This is a genomic window from Ruegeria sp. CF1 (assembly GCF_056537445.1).
In genome coordinates this window covers 106783-123217 of record NZ_JBQFRN010000006.1, presented here as the reverse complement: position 1 = coordinate 123217, position 16435 = coordinate 106783, and the positions used below count along the sequence as shown (strand labels likewise).

At 56.5% G+C, this 16435-nt stretch carries 16 protein-coding genes; 5 read left to right on the top strand and 11 right to left on the bottom strand.

The genetic code is table 11. The features are described 5' to 3' along the window. Positions 1-122: 122 nt before the first annotated feature. Both ACRZ96_RS12640 and ACRZ96_RS12635 read left to right on the top strand, forming a co-directional pair. Positions 123-1043 (top strand): sulfite exporter TauE/SafE family protein, encoded by a 921-nt coding sequence (locus ACRZ96_RS12640; protein ID WP_170395834.1) that lies wholly within the window; start codon positions 123-125, stop codon positions 1041-1043. 1 nt (position 1044) lies between these two features. After that, entirely contained in the window at positions 1045-1809 is a 765-nt protein-coding gene (locus ACRZ96_RS12635) for a TIGR02186 family protein (protein WP_170395832.1), read from the top strand. Positions 1810-1812: 3 nt separating this feature from the next. Here the strand turns inward: ACRZ96_RS12635 and ACRZ96_RS12630 are convergent, their stop codons facing one another. The 6 genes from ACRZ96_RS12630 to ACRZ96_RS12605 form a co-directional block, all read right to left on the bottom strand. Further along, positions 1813-2541 (bottom strand): SDR family oxidoreductase, encoded by a 729-nt coding sequence (locus ACRZ96_RS12630; protein WP_480772023.1) that lies wholly within the window; start codon positions 2539-2541, stop codon positions 1813-1815. Further along, positions 2538-4070, bottom strand: a complete 1533-nt coding sequence (locus ACRZ96_RS12625; RefSeq protein WP_170566301.1) for an AAA family ATPase — start codon at positions 4068-4070, stop codon at positions 2538-2540. The genes ACRZ96_RS12630 and ACRZ96_RS12625 overlap by 4 nt, the downstream gene beginning before the upstream one ends. A 60-nt stretch (positions 4071-4130) precedes the next feature. Then, positions 4131-4769, bottom strand: a complete 639-nt coding sequence (locus ACRZ96_RS12620) for an acyl-homoserine-lactone synthase (RefSeq protein WP_170647111.1) — start codon at positions 4767-4769, stop codon at positions 4131-4133. A gap of 83 nt (positions 4770-4852) precedes the next feature. Beyond that, positions 4853-5572, bottom strand: coding sequence for a helix-turn-helix transcriptional regulator (locus ACRZ96_RS12615; protein ID WP_170395826.1), 720 nt, complete (start codon positions 5570-5572; stop codon positions 4853-4855). Between the two features lie 367 nt (positions 5573-5939). Beyond that, on the bottom strand, positions 5940-7226 hold the full coding sequence (ccrA, locus tag ACRZ96_RS12610) for a crotonyl-CoA carboxylase/reductase (RefSeq protein WP_170395824.1): 1287 nt from the start codon (positions 7224-7226) through the stop codon (positions 5940-5942). Positions 7227-7338: 112 nt separating this feature from the next. Then, on the bottom strand, positions 7339-8721 hold the full coding sequence (locus ACRZ96_RS12605) for a 1-acyl-sn-glycerol-3-phosphate acyltransferase (protein ID WP_480814696.1): 1383 nt from the start codon (positions 8719-8721) through the stop codon (positions 7339-7341). A 145-nt stretch (positions 8722-8866) separates the two neighbouring features. Between ACRZ96_RS12605 and ACRZ96_RS12600 the strand changes: the two genes are divergently transcribed. The 3 genes from ACRZ96_RS12600 to deoD all read left to right on the top strand — a co-directional run bounded on the left by ACRZ96_RS12600 (position 8867) and on the right by deoD (position 11990). Next, positions 8867-10834 (top strand): methylmalonyl-CoA mutase family protein, encoded by a 1968-nt coding sequence (locus ACRZ96_RS12600; RefSeq protein ID WP_480707122.1) that lies wholly within the window; start codon positions 8867-8869, stop codon positions 10832-10834. Positions 10835-10949: 115 nt separating this feature from the next. After that, a complete protein-coding gene (locus ACRZ96_RS12595) occupies positions 10950-11261 on the top strand; it encodes an H-NS histone family protein (protein ID WP_223117549.1) in 312 nt (103 codons plus the stop codon). A gap of 18 nt (positions 11262-11279) precedes the next feature. Beyond that, positions 11280-11990: a purine-nucleoside phosphorylase gene (gene deoD / locus ACRZ96_RS12590; protein ID WP_170395810.1), complete on the top strand. Its 711-nt coding sequence runs from the start codon at positions 11280-11282 to the stop codon at positions 11988-11990. Between the two features lie 12 nt (positions 11991-12002). Here the strand turns inward: deoD and ACRZ96_RS12585 are convergent, their stop codons facing one another. From ACRZ96_RS12585 to ACRZ96_RS12565, 5 genes are all read right to left on the bottom strand, one after another. Continuing rightward, positions 12003-12866 carry an urea carboxylase-associated family protein gene (locus ACRZ96_RS12585; RefSeq protein WP_480772052.1) on the bottom strand — a complete coding sequence of 288 codons (864 nt, stop codon included), beginning with the start codon at positions 12864-12866 and terminating at the stop codon, positions 12003-12005. Positions 12867-13152: 286 nt separating this feature from the next. Continuing rightward, positions 13153-13293, bottom strand: coding sequence for a hypothetical protein (locus tag ACRZ96_RS12580; protein WP_170395806.1), 141 nt, complete (start codon positions 13291-13293; stop codon positions 13153-13155). A 137-nt stretch (positions 13294-13430) separates the two neighbouring features. Further along, complete coding sequence (locus ACRZ96_RS12575) at positions 13431-14210, bottom strand: succinate dehydrogenase iron-sulfur subunit (protein ID WP_170408332.1); 780 nt, start codon at positions 14208-14210, stop codon at positions 13431-13433. 12 nt (positions 14211-14222) lie between these two features. Further along, complete coding sequence (gene sdhA / locus ACRZ96_RS12570) at positions 14223-16031, bottom strand: succinate dehydrogenase flavoprotein subunit (RefSeq protein ID WP_170395802.1); 1809 nt, start codon at positions 16029-16031, stop codon at positions 14223-14225. Between the two features lie 12 nt (positions 16032-16043). Next, entirely contained in the window at positions 16044-16427 is a 384-nt protein-coding gene (locus tag ACRZ96_RS12565; protein ID WP_170395800.1) for a succinate dehydrogenase, hydrophobic membrane anchor protein, read from the bottom strand. Positions 16428-16435 lie beyond the last annotated feature (8 nt).

The window sequence follows — 16435 nt, the reverse complement described above, 5'->3', positions numbered from 1 at the left end:
AGGTTGAGCCACGGAAACAACTAGATGGCCCTACCTGGCACGCGCGCTTCGTCTGTTGAGATTTATGTTACCAATGGCTTTGCCACACCGCGTGGTACGGCCTCTCCTGTCTAGAAGAAGCCATGCAGATTTACCTCCCGATTGCCGAAGTATCCGTAAACGCGTTTCTACTGTTTGGACTGGGTGGAATGGTGGGCATTCTGTCTGGAATGTTTGGCGTTGGCGGTGGGTTTTTGATGACTCCACTGCTGTTCTTCATCGGCATTCCGCCTGCAGTGGCGGTTGCAACCGAGGCAAACCAGATTGTTGCTTCATCATTTTCTGGGGTGCTGGCGCATTTCAGGCGCCGAACCGTGGACCTTAAAATGGGTACAGTCCTTTTGGTCGGAGGGCTGACAGGCGCTGCGTTGGGTGTTGTTGTCTTCAACTATCTCAAGAGCCTCGGACAGGTCGATCTGCTGGTCAAACTTTGCTATGTCGTATTTCTGGGCATCATCGGCAGTCTGATGTTTGTCGAAAGCCTGAACGCGATTAGAAAAACGCGGAAAGGCGGCACGCCGCCTCCGAAACGACGCCAGCGCGGTTGGGTGCACGCCATGCCGTTCAAGATGCGGTTTCGGACGTCGGGCCTGTACATCTCGGTCATTCCACCGCTTGTCGTAGGCCTGTTTGTCGGTGTCCTGTCTGCTATCATGGGTGTCGGCGGCGGGTTTATCATGGTGCCCGCGATGATCTACCTATTGGGCATGCCGACCAAGGTTGTTGTCGGAACTTCGCTGTTTCAGATCATCTTTGTAACCGCCTTTACCACTATGCTGCACGCCACCACCAACTATACCGTTGATGTCGTGTTGGCGGTTCTTCTGCTCGTCGGTGGCGTAGTTGGTGCCCAAATCGGAACAGTCATCGGTGCCCGAATGCCGGCTGAACAACTGCGTGTTTTGTTGGCGGCTCTGGTACTTGTTGTCTGCGGCAAGCTGGCGCTTGATCTTCTGCTTCAACCCGCCGAGTTGTATTCGCTTGGCGATGCAGGAGGGCATTAAGATGCTGCGTCTGATTGCTCTTCTTTGTCTGATCTGTCTGCCAGCCTACGCAGCCGAAGAACAGGTTGTTCTGGGCCTAAGTCAGGATCGGGTGTCGATTACCGCCAATTTTGACGGGTCCGAAATACTGGTTTTCGGCGCGGTAAAGCGCGAAGCTCCAATCCCGGACGGTCCACCGCTTGAGGTCATCGTATCGGTGGTCGGCCCATCCGAACCTGTCACCGTACGCCGCAAAGAGAAACGGTTCGGTATCTGGGTGAACACCGACAGCCTTGTTGTTGATCTGGCTCCAAGCTTTTACGCTGTTGCCACCAGCGCCCCGTTTTCCGAGGTTCTGACCCAGACCGAAGACCTACGCTATAAGGTTTCGATCGAGCGTGCCATCCGGTCGGTCGGTGCGGACATGAGCATTCAGGGCGCACAGGATTTTTCCGAGGCGGTCATCCGCATCCGCGAAGATGAAGGGCTGTACTCGATCCGGGAAAACACAGTGGCTGTGGACGAACAGACGTTGTTCCGCACATCAATCGACATGCCGTCGGACCTGACCGAAGGCGACTACAGCGCCCGTATCTTCCTGACACGAGACGGAAAGGTGGTCTCAACCTTTGAAACCTCGATCGGAGTACGCAAAGTCGGGCTTGAGCGTTTCTTGTACGCGATGTCGCGTGAACAACCCATTTGGTACGGGCTTATGTCACTGGCCATCGCGATTGCCGCCGGTTGGGGCGCTTCGACAGCCTTCCGCCTACTGCGCGAGAACTGATCGTCACCCGCGACCGATATAGGGCATGGTCGTGGCCATAACGGTCATGAACTGCACATTCGCCTCAAGCGGCAGTTCGGCCATATGCAGTACCGAGCGGGCGGCATCCCCGACATCCATGGTGGGATCAGGGTCGCGGCCTTCGGCAAGCGCCTCATCGACCAACCCTTGCACCATCGGTGTGCGCGCATTTCCGATGTCGATCTGACCACAGGCAATTCCAAAACTCCGCCCGTCCAGAGACAGGCTGCGCGTCAGACCGGTAATCGCGTGTTTCGTCGCAGAATAATGCACCGAGTTCGGGCGCGGCACATGAGCAGCGATTGAACCGTTGTTTATGATACGCCCCCCTTGCGGCGCCTGAGCCCGCATCGCAGCAAATGCAGCCCGTGCACACAGGAACATGCCGTTCAGGTTCACATTGACCGAGCCGTACCAATCCTCAAGCGCGATCTCGTCGATGGTGCCACCAGGGGCAAAAATCCCGGCATTGTTGAACAGCACGTCCAGTCGCCCGGTCTGTCGGGTGAATGCAGTAAAGGCGTTTGCAACGGCATCCGGGTCAGTCACATCGGCAACCAGCGGGATCGCCGAGCCGTTATGCTGTGCCATAGCAAGAAGTTTGTCAGCGCTGCGGGCCAGAAGCCCGACAGTCCATCCTCCTGACAGAAACAGCTCGGCGGTGGCGCGGCCTATGCCCGAGCTTGCACCGGTCACTATGATCGTCTTCATGTCTCTTCCGCCTCCAATGTCAGGGATGGTGCCGCAACCGCACGCAGGTCATCCACACGCAACGGGTGGGTCGGTTTCGACAAGCGGTTCCGCACTACCCAGATTAGCCTCTCCTGTGCGCGGGTTATGGCGACATAAGCTAGGCGCTTCCACAACGGTTGCCCGGCCTCAGTACGGCCCATGCGGGCGGCTGCGTAGATGTCTGGCGCAAAGACCTGAACCGTGTCCCATTGCGACCCTTGCGCCTTATGGATCGTCACAGCGGCACCATGCAGGAACGTTGCCCCCATACGGGCAGCATAGGGAATGAACGGCTCCTCCTCATCGGGCTTTTCAATCTGCACGATCGACGCCGCCGAGACCTGAGGGTCTTCGGCCCCCATCACATGCAACCGCGAAAAACCCGGCTTGCGACCAGGGCCAAGGTAAATGACCTGCGCGCCTTTGATCAGCCCGCGCGCCTCAAGGTCCAGCCGCTTTTTGCGGTGCTTCAACGGCAGCTCAATGCCGTCACAAATCAACGGTTCCCCTTCCAGTAGTTCAGTTTCCGGCGCGCCATGTACGGTGCGGAACGCCTGAATCAGCCGGATTCGGGTCGCATTGCGCCAGACAAGAACCGGGCTGCGCGCCATCAGATCAACTTCTACCCGCTGTCCCCAGACAACGCGGTCATCCTTTCGGGCAGTGTCCTCGATCAGACGTTCGAAATCCTCAAACCCCATGGCCGGATCGGACAGAGCATGGGCGAGGTCTAGGATCGGGTTATCCGCAGTTTGCCGATGCACGCGATGCAGGATTTGCTTGCGCGGCTCTGGCAACCCGTCAAACACCATCGAGCCCGATTGGTTGACCGGCGCCAACTGCGCCGGATCACCAAATAGCAACAATGTTGGGAAGATTTCCTTTAGATCCTCGAATTGTCGGTCGTCTAGCATCGAGGCTTCATCCACAAAACCGATATCCAGCGGCTCTTCCCGACGTTTCCAGCCGGTGATGAAATCCGAACCGCGCAACCCAGCAGCGGCCAGCGCACCGGGGATGGATTTGTTGTTGGCATAGAACGCGGCTGCGCGGTCCAGCGCTTCGTCTGTCAGCCCTTCGATCTCGGGCCGTTCGTCATTGCCCGCTAGCCATTCGGCGATCCGCTCGTATTCAGGGTCGTAAACAGGCGTATAGAGGATACGGTGGATCGTGGTCGCAGGCACCCCACGCAGCCGCAATACGCTGGCGGCCTTGTTCGTCGGCGCGAGGATCGCAAGGCTGCGCTTGTCGCGGGATTTGCGGCTTTCGAAATCACCCGAGATCAGGTTGACCCCCGTCTCGGCCAAAGCTTTGTAAAGCTCTGCCAGCAACAGGGTTTTGCCCGATCCAGCCTTGCCAATAACAGCCATCACACCAGACTTTCCGTTGCCGGGCAGTTTCAGCAGAGCGTCGTCTTCAAGGTCTACTCCGGCACCTCGCAACATCTCGGCAATGTTGTCAAAAGCGGCAGCCTGATCTTCGGAAAATGTGACTTGGGGCAAGGACATGGCGCGACCCTACAGGGACGCGCCGCGCGCTGCCAGATGCCGATTGGTTTTTCCGTATGCTTATGCCGACAAAGCGAACCGGTGCTGTGCGCCATGGCCAAATGCTGTCTTGAACCACAGGCGCGACAACTCTCGCGGGATGCCTGCGCGGGCTGCTACACGGTTGCAATCATCCGCTGAATAAGGCCACAGGCCGACCGAGATCTGATCGCGCCCTTTCCCTTCGGTGCCCAAAACCACCGGAGACGATCCGATCATACGGTAGATCCGGATCATGCGGGCATCAAAAACGCCCGCTATGTGGGTCAGGCCAAACCCTTCCATCACCTCACCGCCGCTCAGCATGATGGCCCCGGCGGTATGAGCGCTGGCGTTGCGCGAGAGGCAAAAGCGAGTGACCTCCCAGATTAGTGGGCTTCGGATCGGACTGCCCCCGGTGAGATGTCCGAATATGTCGTTCACCATGACCGGACCGGTCGTCGGTAGGATCCGCATGGACCCGCCATGGCTGCCATCTGCCTCTTCCCAAATCACATAGAGCGGGTTCAGGTCATCGTACTGATCCCGCTCTTCCCCCTTTTCATTAACCTTAACATCCCAGCCAAGGCGGGTTTTGAACTGATCCGCGCGATCCCTGAACATCCCCCTGGCCAATTCCGGAAATTTATGCAGCTCATCGGCATACAAATAACGCAACATGACGTGCTCCCCTTATCGTCCACAGTTGGAACAAAGGGGGTACGAACACGTAGTTAATTTAAAGTGAGACCACCGTACGGTCGTTAAACGACTATTAATCCTCTACTGAGTGCAGTGGCGATTGCATGAGTCGTATTTTGCGCACCGAGTTTTGAGCGTGCGCTTTCGATATAGGCCCTGAGCGTATGCTCAGAAATGGAAAGCGAGTGCGCCACCTGCGCTCGGCTATACCCCAGCGCCAGCAATGTCATTGCATCGATTTCGCGGGGCGAGAGCCCCCGCATGTTGTCCGGCTGCCGTTCTTTTGCAAATTCCAGCGCTTTTCGATTGAGGAAATGCGCCACCAATATGAGATCGCGGCCATACGTTTCGACAAATGCCTGCCATGCGATGTCATCGCAGCTGTTGTTGACCGTAAACAGCGCGAATTGCCCGCCTGGCCCCCGCAGCGGGATCGAATAGCCCTGATTGCCGACGCCATGTTCCTGCGCGTCCTGCAGGAAGGCCTTTACTGCTTTGCCCGACCAATTCAGCTGTTTCCAGTCCACAGCGTGAAATCGCTGAAAACAACCTAGAATAACCGGATCAATACGATGATAATTCCTGTCTCGATACCGTTCATCCCAGGCATCCGAATAAGTCGTGAACCCGTATTGATCCCCGGCCCCATCAACCCAATGATATGTCATGTGGTCAATTTGCAGCTTGTCCCGCAACTGGACTGCTACGCTGGTCAGCTCGTCAAGCGTGCTGGTGCTTTCCAAATCCCCTAGGATCTGGCTCAAATCGAATTTTCTTCCCATTCGCGGGCGCGCAAGCCTCATCCTTTGAGGACGCAATCTCGGCCGCGGCGATCAGTCTTGTGTCGTCAAGCTGCTCGGCCAGCGCGCTCAACCCATTCGCCACAGCAAAGGCGTTGAGGTCCGACAGAACGTCCAAAATCCACTCATTTTGCGCCATCAGGGTGTCCCCGAAATAGTTAACGAAGGGTTAACACAACCATAACATGTGCAGACTAATTCGGCCTACTCGCTGCTTTCTACTCCCCAGAAATAGCGGGGGGCGATTTCTTAAAGCATTGAAAATGCATAATCATCGATAGAAACGATGAACACCCGCAAGGCGTGTGTGCGCCCTGCGGGTGTTGCAGCTGCTGTTCGCCTGAGACCGTTAGTCGCGGGCAGCCAATACTTCTTCAAGGGTGCGCATGCCTGTATGCGGAGCCTGAACCAGCACCGACATGTTGCCCGGCTTGTGTTCGTTGCGCATCATCTTCATGTGCGCCTCAGGCAGATCCTGCCAAGTGAACACTTCGGACATGCACGGATCCAAGCGGCGCTCGACCATTAGCTGGTTTGCAGCCGAGGCCTGTTTGAGATGCGCAAAATGCGAGCCCTGCAAGCGTTTCTGGTGCATCCACATGTAACGCACGTCGAAGGTCAGGTTGTAGCCAGTGGTCCCGGCGCAGATCACAACCATACCTCCCTTTTTCACGACAAAAGTGGACACCGGGAACGTGCTTTCGCCGGGGTGCTCGAACACCATGTCGACGTTCACACCTTTGCCGGTAATATCCCAGATGGCCTTGCCAAACTTGCGGGCTTCTTTGAACCATTCAGCATATTCCGGAGTATTCACCGTGGGCAGCTGGCCCCAGCAGTTGAAATCCTTGCGGTTGATGACGCCTTTGGCGCCAAGGTCCATCACAAACTCACGCTTGCTTTCATCCGATATCACGCCGATCGCATTGGCACCCGCAGTGTTGATCAACTGTATCGCGTAAGAGCCCAGACCGCCCGATGCACCCCAAACCAGGACGTTCTGGCCCGGCTTCAGATCGTGCGGCTCGTGCCCAAAAAGCATCCGATAGGCTGTTGCCAAGGTCAGCGTGTAGCAGGCGCTTTCTTCCCAGGTCAGGTGCTTGGGACGCGGCATCAGCTGCTGTGCCTGAACATTTGTAAACTGCGCGAACGAGCCATCAGGTGTCTCATATCCCCAGATGCGCTGGCTGGGCGAATACATCGGATCACCACCGTTGCAGTGTTCGTCATCGCCATCGTCCTGGTTGCAGTGAATCACGACTTCATCGCCGACTTTCCAGCGCTTCACTTTGTCACCAACCGCCCAGACGATGCCCGACGCATCTGAACCTGCGATGTGAAAGGGTTGGCCGTGGCCATCAAACGGGCTGATCGGCTTGCCAAGCGATGCCCAGACGCCGTTGTAGTTCACACCCGCCGCCATAACGAGAACCAGCACTTCGTGGCTGTCCAGCTTCGGGACATCAACGACTTCCAACTGCATCGCTGTGTCTGGCTCACCGTGGCGCTCTTTCCGGATGGCCCAGGCATACATTTGCTTGGGAACATACCCCATCGGGGGGATTTCACCCATCTCGTAGAGGTCCTTTTCCGGCGCCTCATACGACGCGATACCGCTGTCGACATCCAAAGCCATGCTGGCCTCCTTTTTTCCAACTGTTGCCGCGCCGCAGAATCGCGGCTTTCCAAAGACGAAATATTAGCCTCTGAGTAATATTGCAACCGTTTTTGGTATCTATTTTGTAATTTTATGACCCAGCAGTTGCAGAAATACTTTCTGCACTTGCATCATTCTCAGCCCGAACAACGGGTTCTGATGCTGCCGCGTAATAAGCAAGCAGCTCTGATCGCTCGCCTGATGGGCGCAACACTCCAGCCTCGCGACGCAGAATCCGTCGCTCGACCAACTGATTGATGGCATCGTCAACAGCCTCTCCATCATCCTGGGCAACCGCGTCGCCGCCCAACGTCAGCAAACGCGCCTTCAAATCCTGCTCTGACATCTCACCTTCTTCCTGAACCAGCCGACACGCAGCAGGCACTGGAACAAAAGGAATTGCGGCGCCGATCCTGCGCATCAACTCGCGGGCCAGATCGGTCGTCAGGTCCCGTTCGTGCGCGACTCGAAATTCTTTCAGAGAAATCGGTGTCGCATACCGCACCGAGGCAATCCCGAATCTCTTGTAGCGCCCGACAAGCTTGCGCCAAATCTGCTTGAGCGACCAGCGGGTGATAACCCCGATCCGCGCGCGGAAGCGGCGTTCACTATCCTTCGCTGCCGCTGTTAATACGGTATCTTCAAGCACCCGATCATAGTTCAAAGCAACCGGAACAAACACCACATCCCGCCCCTGCGGTTCGACTCCGTCAAGGATATACTTCAACAATCCCAGCTTGGGGCGCCCCAGTTTGCCAGTCAGACTCAGCCCGCCCTCAGGGAACATGGCCTGCGTCACGCCCGCTTCGGTCGCGTGTCTTACATAGCTTGCAAGGACCTGTCGATATAGGTCGCTACCCGACTTGCGGCGAATGAAATAAGCCCCCATCGCGCGAATCAATCGACTTAGAGGCCAGACACGGGCCCATTCGCCCACAGCATAGGATAAGGTCGAATGGTCTGCCGCCAGATAGGTGACCAGCACGTAATCCATATTGCTGCGGTGGTTCATGACATAAACGACCGTCGCATCGGGATCGATATTGTCCAGCGCGGCTTTGTCCTCGTAACCCAACTGCACCTTGTAAAAGGCGTTACTCAGCATGCGGGCAAAACGGATCGCGATGCTGAAATAGGCCACTGTCGAGAATGAGGGCGCAATCTCGCGCGCATAACGCCGTGCCAATTCTGAGGCAACAGCGTCAGGCACACCTTCTTCTTTGGCATGCTGCTGCACCGCCCGGCTAACCTGCGGGTCATAGATAAGCCGTTGAATCATGTCATGCCGCCCCGCCAATTTGAACGGTTGGATCGGACGCTGCAGTCGCTTGTTCAACCGTGCGACGGCGCGCTCAAGGCGGCGGCGGAAAAACCAGCGCACCGACGGAAACAAAAAATGCGAGGCAAATGTGACCGCGGCAAACAGCACGATCAGCACAAACAGCCAAAGCGGGATTTCCACAGTCTGCATCATTCGGGCACAGTGCCATCAAACGCGACCACCCACAATCTGCAGAAACCGTCGATGCCGCAACGCAGCGAATTGACATGTACTGAAAATTACTATTTACCACCATAGAACGTAATTTTGTTACCCACCGATCCGCGAGGCCCGACCCATGACGCAGTTGCAGAAAGATCGCCCCTGGCTCATCCGTACATATGCCGGTCACTCAACGGCCAAAGCGTCAAATGCGCTTTATCGTGCGAACCTAGCCAAAGGTCAGACCGGCCTGTCCGTGGCCTTCGATCTGCCAACCCAAACAGGGTATGACAGCGATCACACTTTGGCGCGCGGCGAAGTTGGAAAAGTTGGGGTTCCGATCTGCCATCTGGGGGACATGCGGGTTCTGTTCGATCAAATTCCGCTGGAACAGATGAATACCTCGATGACGATCAATGCGACTGCTCCTTGGCTTTTGGCGCTATACATCGCAGTTGCCGAGGAACAGGGCGCGGATGTCTCGAAATTGCAGGGGACCGTCCAGAACGACCTGATCAAGGAATACCTGAGCCGCGGCACTTATGTGTGCCCACCCAAGCCATCGCTGAAGATGATCGCGGACGTGGCCGAATATTGCTACGATAACGTGCCCAAATGGAACCCGATGAATGTGTGTTCGTACCACCTGCAAGAGGCAGGCGCGACGCCCGAGCAAGAGCTGGCCTATGCTCTGGCGACTGCCATTGCAGTGCTGGACGAACTTCGCCCGCGCGTTCCGGCTGAAGACTTCCCGGCACTCTGCGGGCGGATTTCGTTTTTTGTGAATGCGGGCATCCGGTTTGTCACCGAAATGTGCAAAATGCGCGCCTTTGTGGATCTTTGGGACGAAATTCTGCAGCAGCGCTATGGCATTGAAGACCCCAAGTTCCGCCGATTCCGTTATGGCGTTCAGGTAAACTCGCTGGGGCTGACCGAACAGCAGCCGGAAAACAACGTTTATCGCATACTGATTGAAATGCTTGCGGTGACGCTATCCAAACATGCCCGCGCACGTGCGGTGCAGTTGCCTGCATGGAACGAAGCGCTCGGCCTGCCTCGTCCCTGGGATCAGCAATGGTCGATGCGGATGCAACAAATCCTCGCCTATGAAACCGATCTGCTGGAATATGGCGATTTGTTCGACGGCAATCCGGTTGTCGACGCCAAAGTCGAAGAACTTAAAAATGGCGCACGGGCCGAATTGGCTAATCTCGAATCGATGGGCGGCGCGGTAGCCTCGATCGAATACATGAAATCGCGGCTGGTCGAGTCCAATGCCGAGCGCCTGAACCGTATTGAACGCAATGAAACCGTTGTCGTTGGCGTAAACAAATGGACCGAGGGCGAAGCCTCACCTTTGCAGACCGAGGATGGCGGCATCATGGTCGTCGACCCGGCGGTTGAACAGGAACAAATCGGGCGCTTGAACGACTGGCGTGCGGATCGGGATGACGCAGCAGTGGCCGCGGCGCTGCAAGCATTGCGCGAAGCAGCGCGATCCGGTGCCAACGTGATGGCACCTTCAATCGCTGCGGCCAAGGCCGGTATCACAACTGGCGAATGGGCCGAGGAAATGCGCAAGGCCTACGGTACATATCGTGGACCAACCGGCGTCTCGGGATCTGTTTCGAACAAAACCGAAGGTCTGGAAGACTTGCGCGCAGCCGTAGATGCGGTAAGCGACCGTCTGGGGCGCAGGCTGAAGTTTCTTGTTGGCAAACCTGGTCTGGACGGACACTCGAACGGAGCCGAACAGATCGCCTTCCGCGCACGCGACTGTGGCATGGACATCAGTTACGAAGGTATTCGTCTTACGCCCGAAGAAATCGTAACTGCGGCACAAGAAGACAAAGCGCATGTGATTGGTCTATCGATCCTCTCTGGCAGCCACCTGCCTTTGGTGAAGGACGTGATGACGCGGCTGAAAGCAGCAGGGCTAAGCGATATTCCCGTCATTGTAGGTGGGATCATCCCCGATGAGGACGCGGATCAATTGCGTTCCATGGGTGTATCGAAAATCTATACGCCGAAAAATTTCGAATTGAATGCAATCATGGGCGATATCGTCACATTGGTTGACCCAACGGAAATTGCGGCTGAATAGAAAATCATATTACAGAAATCTCCATTTCTATTTCCGGTAAAATGGGAATAGATAGGTTCGGGTTTATTCAATTTCCCCTGCAATAAGTAGGGGAATAGCCGAAATGGAGAAGATTATGGCAATCGATCTTGAAAAAATGTCGCGCAAAGAACTGCTCGAATTGCGCAATCGGGTCGAAAAGGCGCTAAAAACCGCCGAAGTGCGTGAGCGAAAAGAAGCGTTGAAAGCCGCCGAAAAGGCGGCGGCGGAATATGGGTTTTCGTTGTCTGAATTGTCAGGAGACAGCACTAAGTCGGTAAAGTCATCTAAAGCGAAATATCAAAATCCGAACAATCCGTCGCAAACCTGGACCGGGCGGGGCCGCAAACCGCAGTGGGTTCATGACGCCATAAAAGCCGGTACCGATATTACTGATCTGGAAATCTGATCGGGGGCAAGTGGCAAAATGACTATCCATATTGGAGCCCAAAAAGGCGAGATTGCCGAAACCGTTCTTTTGCCCGGCGACCCGTATCGTGCAAAATGGGCGGCCGAAACGTTTCTTGAAGACGTAAAGCTGGTAAACGAAGTGCGTGGCATGCTGGGGTTCACCGGCACCTGGAAAGGAAATCGTGTTACCATTCAGGGTAGTGGCATGGGGATGCCGTCTCTGTCGATCTACGTGAACGAATTGATCCGTGACTACGGCGCCAAAACTTTGATCCGGATCGGGTCCTGTGGCGGGATGCAAGACAGTGTGAATGTGCGTGATGTTATTCTGGCGATGACGTCGACCACACTCAGCACCCCTTCGCGCGGGATCATGAGAGAAATGAACTTCGCCCCTTGCGCGGATTGGGGTCTTTTGCAGTCTGCAGCATTGGCTGCACAAGCCAAAGGTACGCCAACCCATGTTGGCGGCATCTATTCATCCGATGTCTTTTATGACGAACGCCCGGACCTGAACGAACAAATGGTTCGGCACGGTATTTTGGGTGTCGAGATGGAAGCGGCAGAGCTTTACATCCTTGCCGCGCGTCACAAATGCCGCGCATTGGCGGTACTGACAGTCTCGGACCACCTGTTGACCGGCGAAGCCCTGCCCTCCTCGGACCGAGAAAGCAGTTTTGGCGACATGGTCGAAATCGCGCTGCAGGCGGCGTTCCCGGACAGCTGAATTGCGCGATATCTAGCGCCCGTGCGTGCGGTCATATCCGTTGCGCGCGGGGCTGCGCCATCCCTCAAGCGCACCTTCAGCCGGGGCAAAGGTTTCTACCAGCAGGGGATAACAGGCTGCGGTATCCGATGAATGCTCGGACGAGCAATCACCGCCCGGGCACGCGCTTAGATTTCCCAGCAGGTCAATCTCGGCGAAAAACTCAAGATAGTCTCCCGGACGGACAGGTGAGGCTTTCATGAAATACTGCCCGGTATCACGCGTGAAACCGGTGCACATGAACACGTTCAATACATCATGTACCGCAGGCTCGGCTTCGGCCAAAGAGACGCCCAAATGATCCGCCAGCGCGCGTGTCAGATTCGAATGGCAACAGTGATGGTACTGGGATCCAGCTAGCAGATTACCGGTATAGGGATCACATCGGGTCCCGATCACATCGTGCACCGACCCGCCGAAATCATCGATTCCGTACCACCCCAGCGTATCTGCAATGATTGTCGCCATCGGTCGCATATGTGGAAAGCTCGACCACATGCGCTCACCCACGGTGATATGTGTGCCATGCAACGCGCGCGTCTTGCCGGAATAGAACCGCTCGGAAAGGTCGTTGAGGTTCCACAGGTTTAGATCGCCAACTTGCGATCCTTCAACAGAAGTGATCCTAAAGAAATGCCCTGCAGGCACCTCAAAGCATCGCGCCTCTCGCGGTGGCACCAACACCTCACCCGTTTTGTGCGCTGTATCACGCCCAGTTTGATAGAGCCCTAAATCGGGTTTTGGTAGCCCTTCATTCGGGTAGCAAATAACGGGCGCAATCGCGCGGCGCGCATCTGCATCCATAGGTGGGCGGGGAGTATTCCGAGATTCTGACATGGGCCGAGAGTGGCGCAGTTCGGCCCGGTGGGAAACCCCCAACAGCAGCTACTGTCCTTTCAGACACTGCGTGGGCTCAACATCAGATTTTGACACCGCGCCACAGTAAGCACAGCGCCACTGGCCCTCGCTTCGATGTTGCCGCCACCTGCAGTCGCGCGTCAGAGACGACGTGCGGGACCGCCAGAAAAAATAGGCAAATACGCCAGCGGCGAGCAGAAGCAATAGAACGGGCATAGCTCTGCATTGCCTATTGTGTCGTAATATTCAAGCCCGCGCGACACGGTCAGGCCGCGTTCGCATATTCAAACAACTCTGGTGTTTCGTCTTTGGCCGGAACTTTGGGCTCGGGCGTATAATAGGCCCAGGCTTGTTCCAGAAATTCCAACGCTTTGGCCGCGTCGTGTTTTTGGTTTTGCATGTTCATCGGAGTGACCTCTTTTCGAACTCATCACTCCCCCCTGCGCGGACTTTAGATCCGCGCTTGTACAAGCGCATCGCATAGTTTTGCAGAGGCGGCATGCACTTGCCGCAACCCGGCAAGTGCTTTGTTTTGGTGCGTGATCAGACCGCGCGGTCCACCATCATCTTCTTGATTTCTGCAATCGCTTTGGCCGGATTCAGACCCTTGGGGCAGGTCTTGGCGCAGTTCATGATGGTGTGGCAGCGATACAGCTTGAACGGATCTTCCAACTCGTCCAAGCGCTCACCGGTGGCCTCATCCCGACTGTCGATGATCCAGCGGTAAGCATGCAGCAGCGCGGCAGGGCCGAGATAACGGTCGCCGTTCCACCAGTAGCTGGGGCACGAGGTCGAACAACTGGCACACATCACACATTCATAGAGACCATCCAATTTCTTGCGGTCTTCGATGGATTGCTTCCACTCTTTTGCCGGACGATTGGTCTTAGTCTCCAGCCACGGCATGATCGAGGCGTGTTGGGCGTAGAAATGAGTCAGATCAGGGATCAGGTCCTTGACCACTGGCATATGAGGCAGCGGATAGATTTTCACGTCGCCCTTGATCTCATCCATGCCATAGATACAGGCCAGCGTGTTGATCCCGTCGATATTCATCGCGCAGGAACCACAGATGCCCTCGCGGCAGGACCGGCGGAAAGTCAGGGTTGGGTCAATCTCGTTCTTGATCTTGATCAGAGCGTCCAGAACCATCGGGCCGCAAGTATCCATATCGACGAAATAAGTATCGACGCGCGGGTTCTGGCCATCATCCGGGTTCCAGCGATAGATCTGGAATTTGCGCACATTGGTCGCGCCGTCGGGCTTGGGCCAGGTTTTACCGGTGGTGATCCGGGAATTCTTGGGGAGGGTCAGTTGTACCATTAGTTCCTCTCCTTAGAACGTCCGCGCCTTGGGCGCGATTCTTTTCATGCTTATGCCGCCCTCGTCTTCGGTCGTCAGCGGATCAACGATAACCGGACGGTAGCTAAGCTCTACTTTATTGCCATCGACACGGCTGACCGTGTGGACGCGCCAGTTCTCATCGTCGCGCTCGGTGAAATCTTCATGGGCGTGCGCACCGCGGGATTCCTTACGCGCTTCGGCACCAACGATGGTGGCGAGCGCGCTTGGCATCAGGTTGGTAAGCTCGAGCGTCTCCATCAGATCGCTGTTCCAGACCAACGATCTGTCAGAAACCTTCAGATCATCCATCTTGGCGGCGATCGCCGTCATCTTCTCGACGCCCTCAGCCATGGTCTTCGAGGTGCGGAAAACCGCCGCGTCCTCTTGCATGGTGCGCTGCATCTCAAGCCGCAGATCTGCGGTTGGAATTGCACCGCTGGCGTTGCGCGCCGCATCGAACCTGTCAAACGCCTTATCGACAGAGGCCTGGTTCAGAACCGGGTTCGACGCGTCGGCATCCACAACTTTGCCCGCTCGGATCGCCGCAGCGCGGCCAAAGACCACGAGGTCGATCAGCGAGTTTGAACCAAGACGGTTTGCCCCGTGAACCGAGGCACACCCGGCCTCGCCCACAGCCATCAGACCAGGGACCACGGCGGTCGGGTTGTCGGCTGTCGGGTTCAGAACTTCACCCCAATAGTTCGTCGGGATACCGCCCATGTTGTAGTGCACGGTCGGCAGAACCGGGATCGGTTCCTTGGTAACATCAACCCCTGCAAAGACGCGCGCAGATTCTGAAATGCCCGGTAGGCGTTCCGCCAAAGCTTCGGCTGGCAAATGGCTGAGGTTCAGGTGGATGTGGTCGCCGTTGTCACCATGTCCGCGCCCTTCGCGAATTTCCATGGTCATTGAACGGCTAACGTAGTCGCGCGGCGCGAGGTCTTTGTACTGAGGCGCATAGCGCTCCATGAACCGCTCGCCTTCCGAGTTGGTCAGGTATCCGCCTTCACCACGCGCACCTTCGGTGATCAGGCAGCCCGATCCGTAGATGCCGGTTGGGTGGAACTGAACAAATTCCATATCCTGCAGTGCGAGACCCGCGCGGGCCACCATACCGCCACCGTCGCCGGTGCAGGTATGTGCCGAGGTTGCACTGAAATAGGCGCGGCCATAGCCGCCGGTCGCCAGAACAACCATCTTGGCGTTGAAGACGTGCATCGTGCCGTCGTCCAACTTCCAGCACACGACACCCTGACACTGTCCGTCCTCAGACATTATCAGATCAATGGCGAAATACTCGATGTAGAACTCAGCGTTGTTCTTCAGCGACTGACCATACAGCGTGTGCAGGATCGCATGACCGGTCCGGTCGGCGGCGGCACAGGTCCGCTGCACAGCGGGGCCTTCGCCAAATTCGGTGGTGTGGCCACCAAATGGGCGCTGATAGATCTTGCCTTCTTCGGTCCGGCTGAATGGCACTCCGTAATGTTCTAGCTCATATACAGCTTTGGGTGCTTCACGCGCGAGGTATTCCATCGCATCGGTGTCACCCAGCCAGTCCGAGCCCTTGACGGTGTCATACATGTGCCACTGCCAATGGTCTGGCCCCATATTCGACAAGGACGCCGCAATGCCGCCTTGGGCGGCCACTGTGTGTGACCGGGTCGGGAATACCTTCGTCACGCAAGCGGTGCGCAAACCCTGCTCGGCCATGCCCAATGTTGCACGCAGACCCGCGCCACCGGCACCGACAACCACCACGTCATATTCGTGGGTTTCGTATTCATATGCTGCTGTCATTGTTCTTGTTCCTTACTGCGCATATCCGAGAGCCAGACGCGCGAGCGCAAAGAGACCCGCAGCAATCAGTGTGTATGCAAAAGCCTGCGCTGCCATCAGCGCCAGCTTTTCCGCGACGCCATGCACGTAGTCCTCAATCGCTTCCTGGGCTTCGCGCAACAAATGCGGGACGACAACAACCAGTGTCAGACCCATGATAATCGCCGGGAACGGGCGGCTGTAATAGGCCAGAGCCTCTTCGTAGGTTCCACCTAGGGCGTGCCCGAAGGTAAATACAAACAGCGGAACAAGGATGACCAATGCCGCCGAGCTGAGCATCATTTGCCAGTGGTGATGTGTACCTGCACGTCCGGCCCCCATGCCCTGCGCGCGTTTACGGTCTGTGAGAAACTGCATCGCGAACC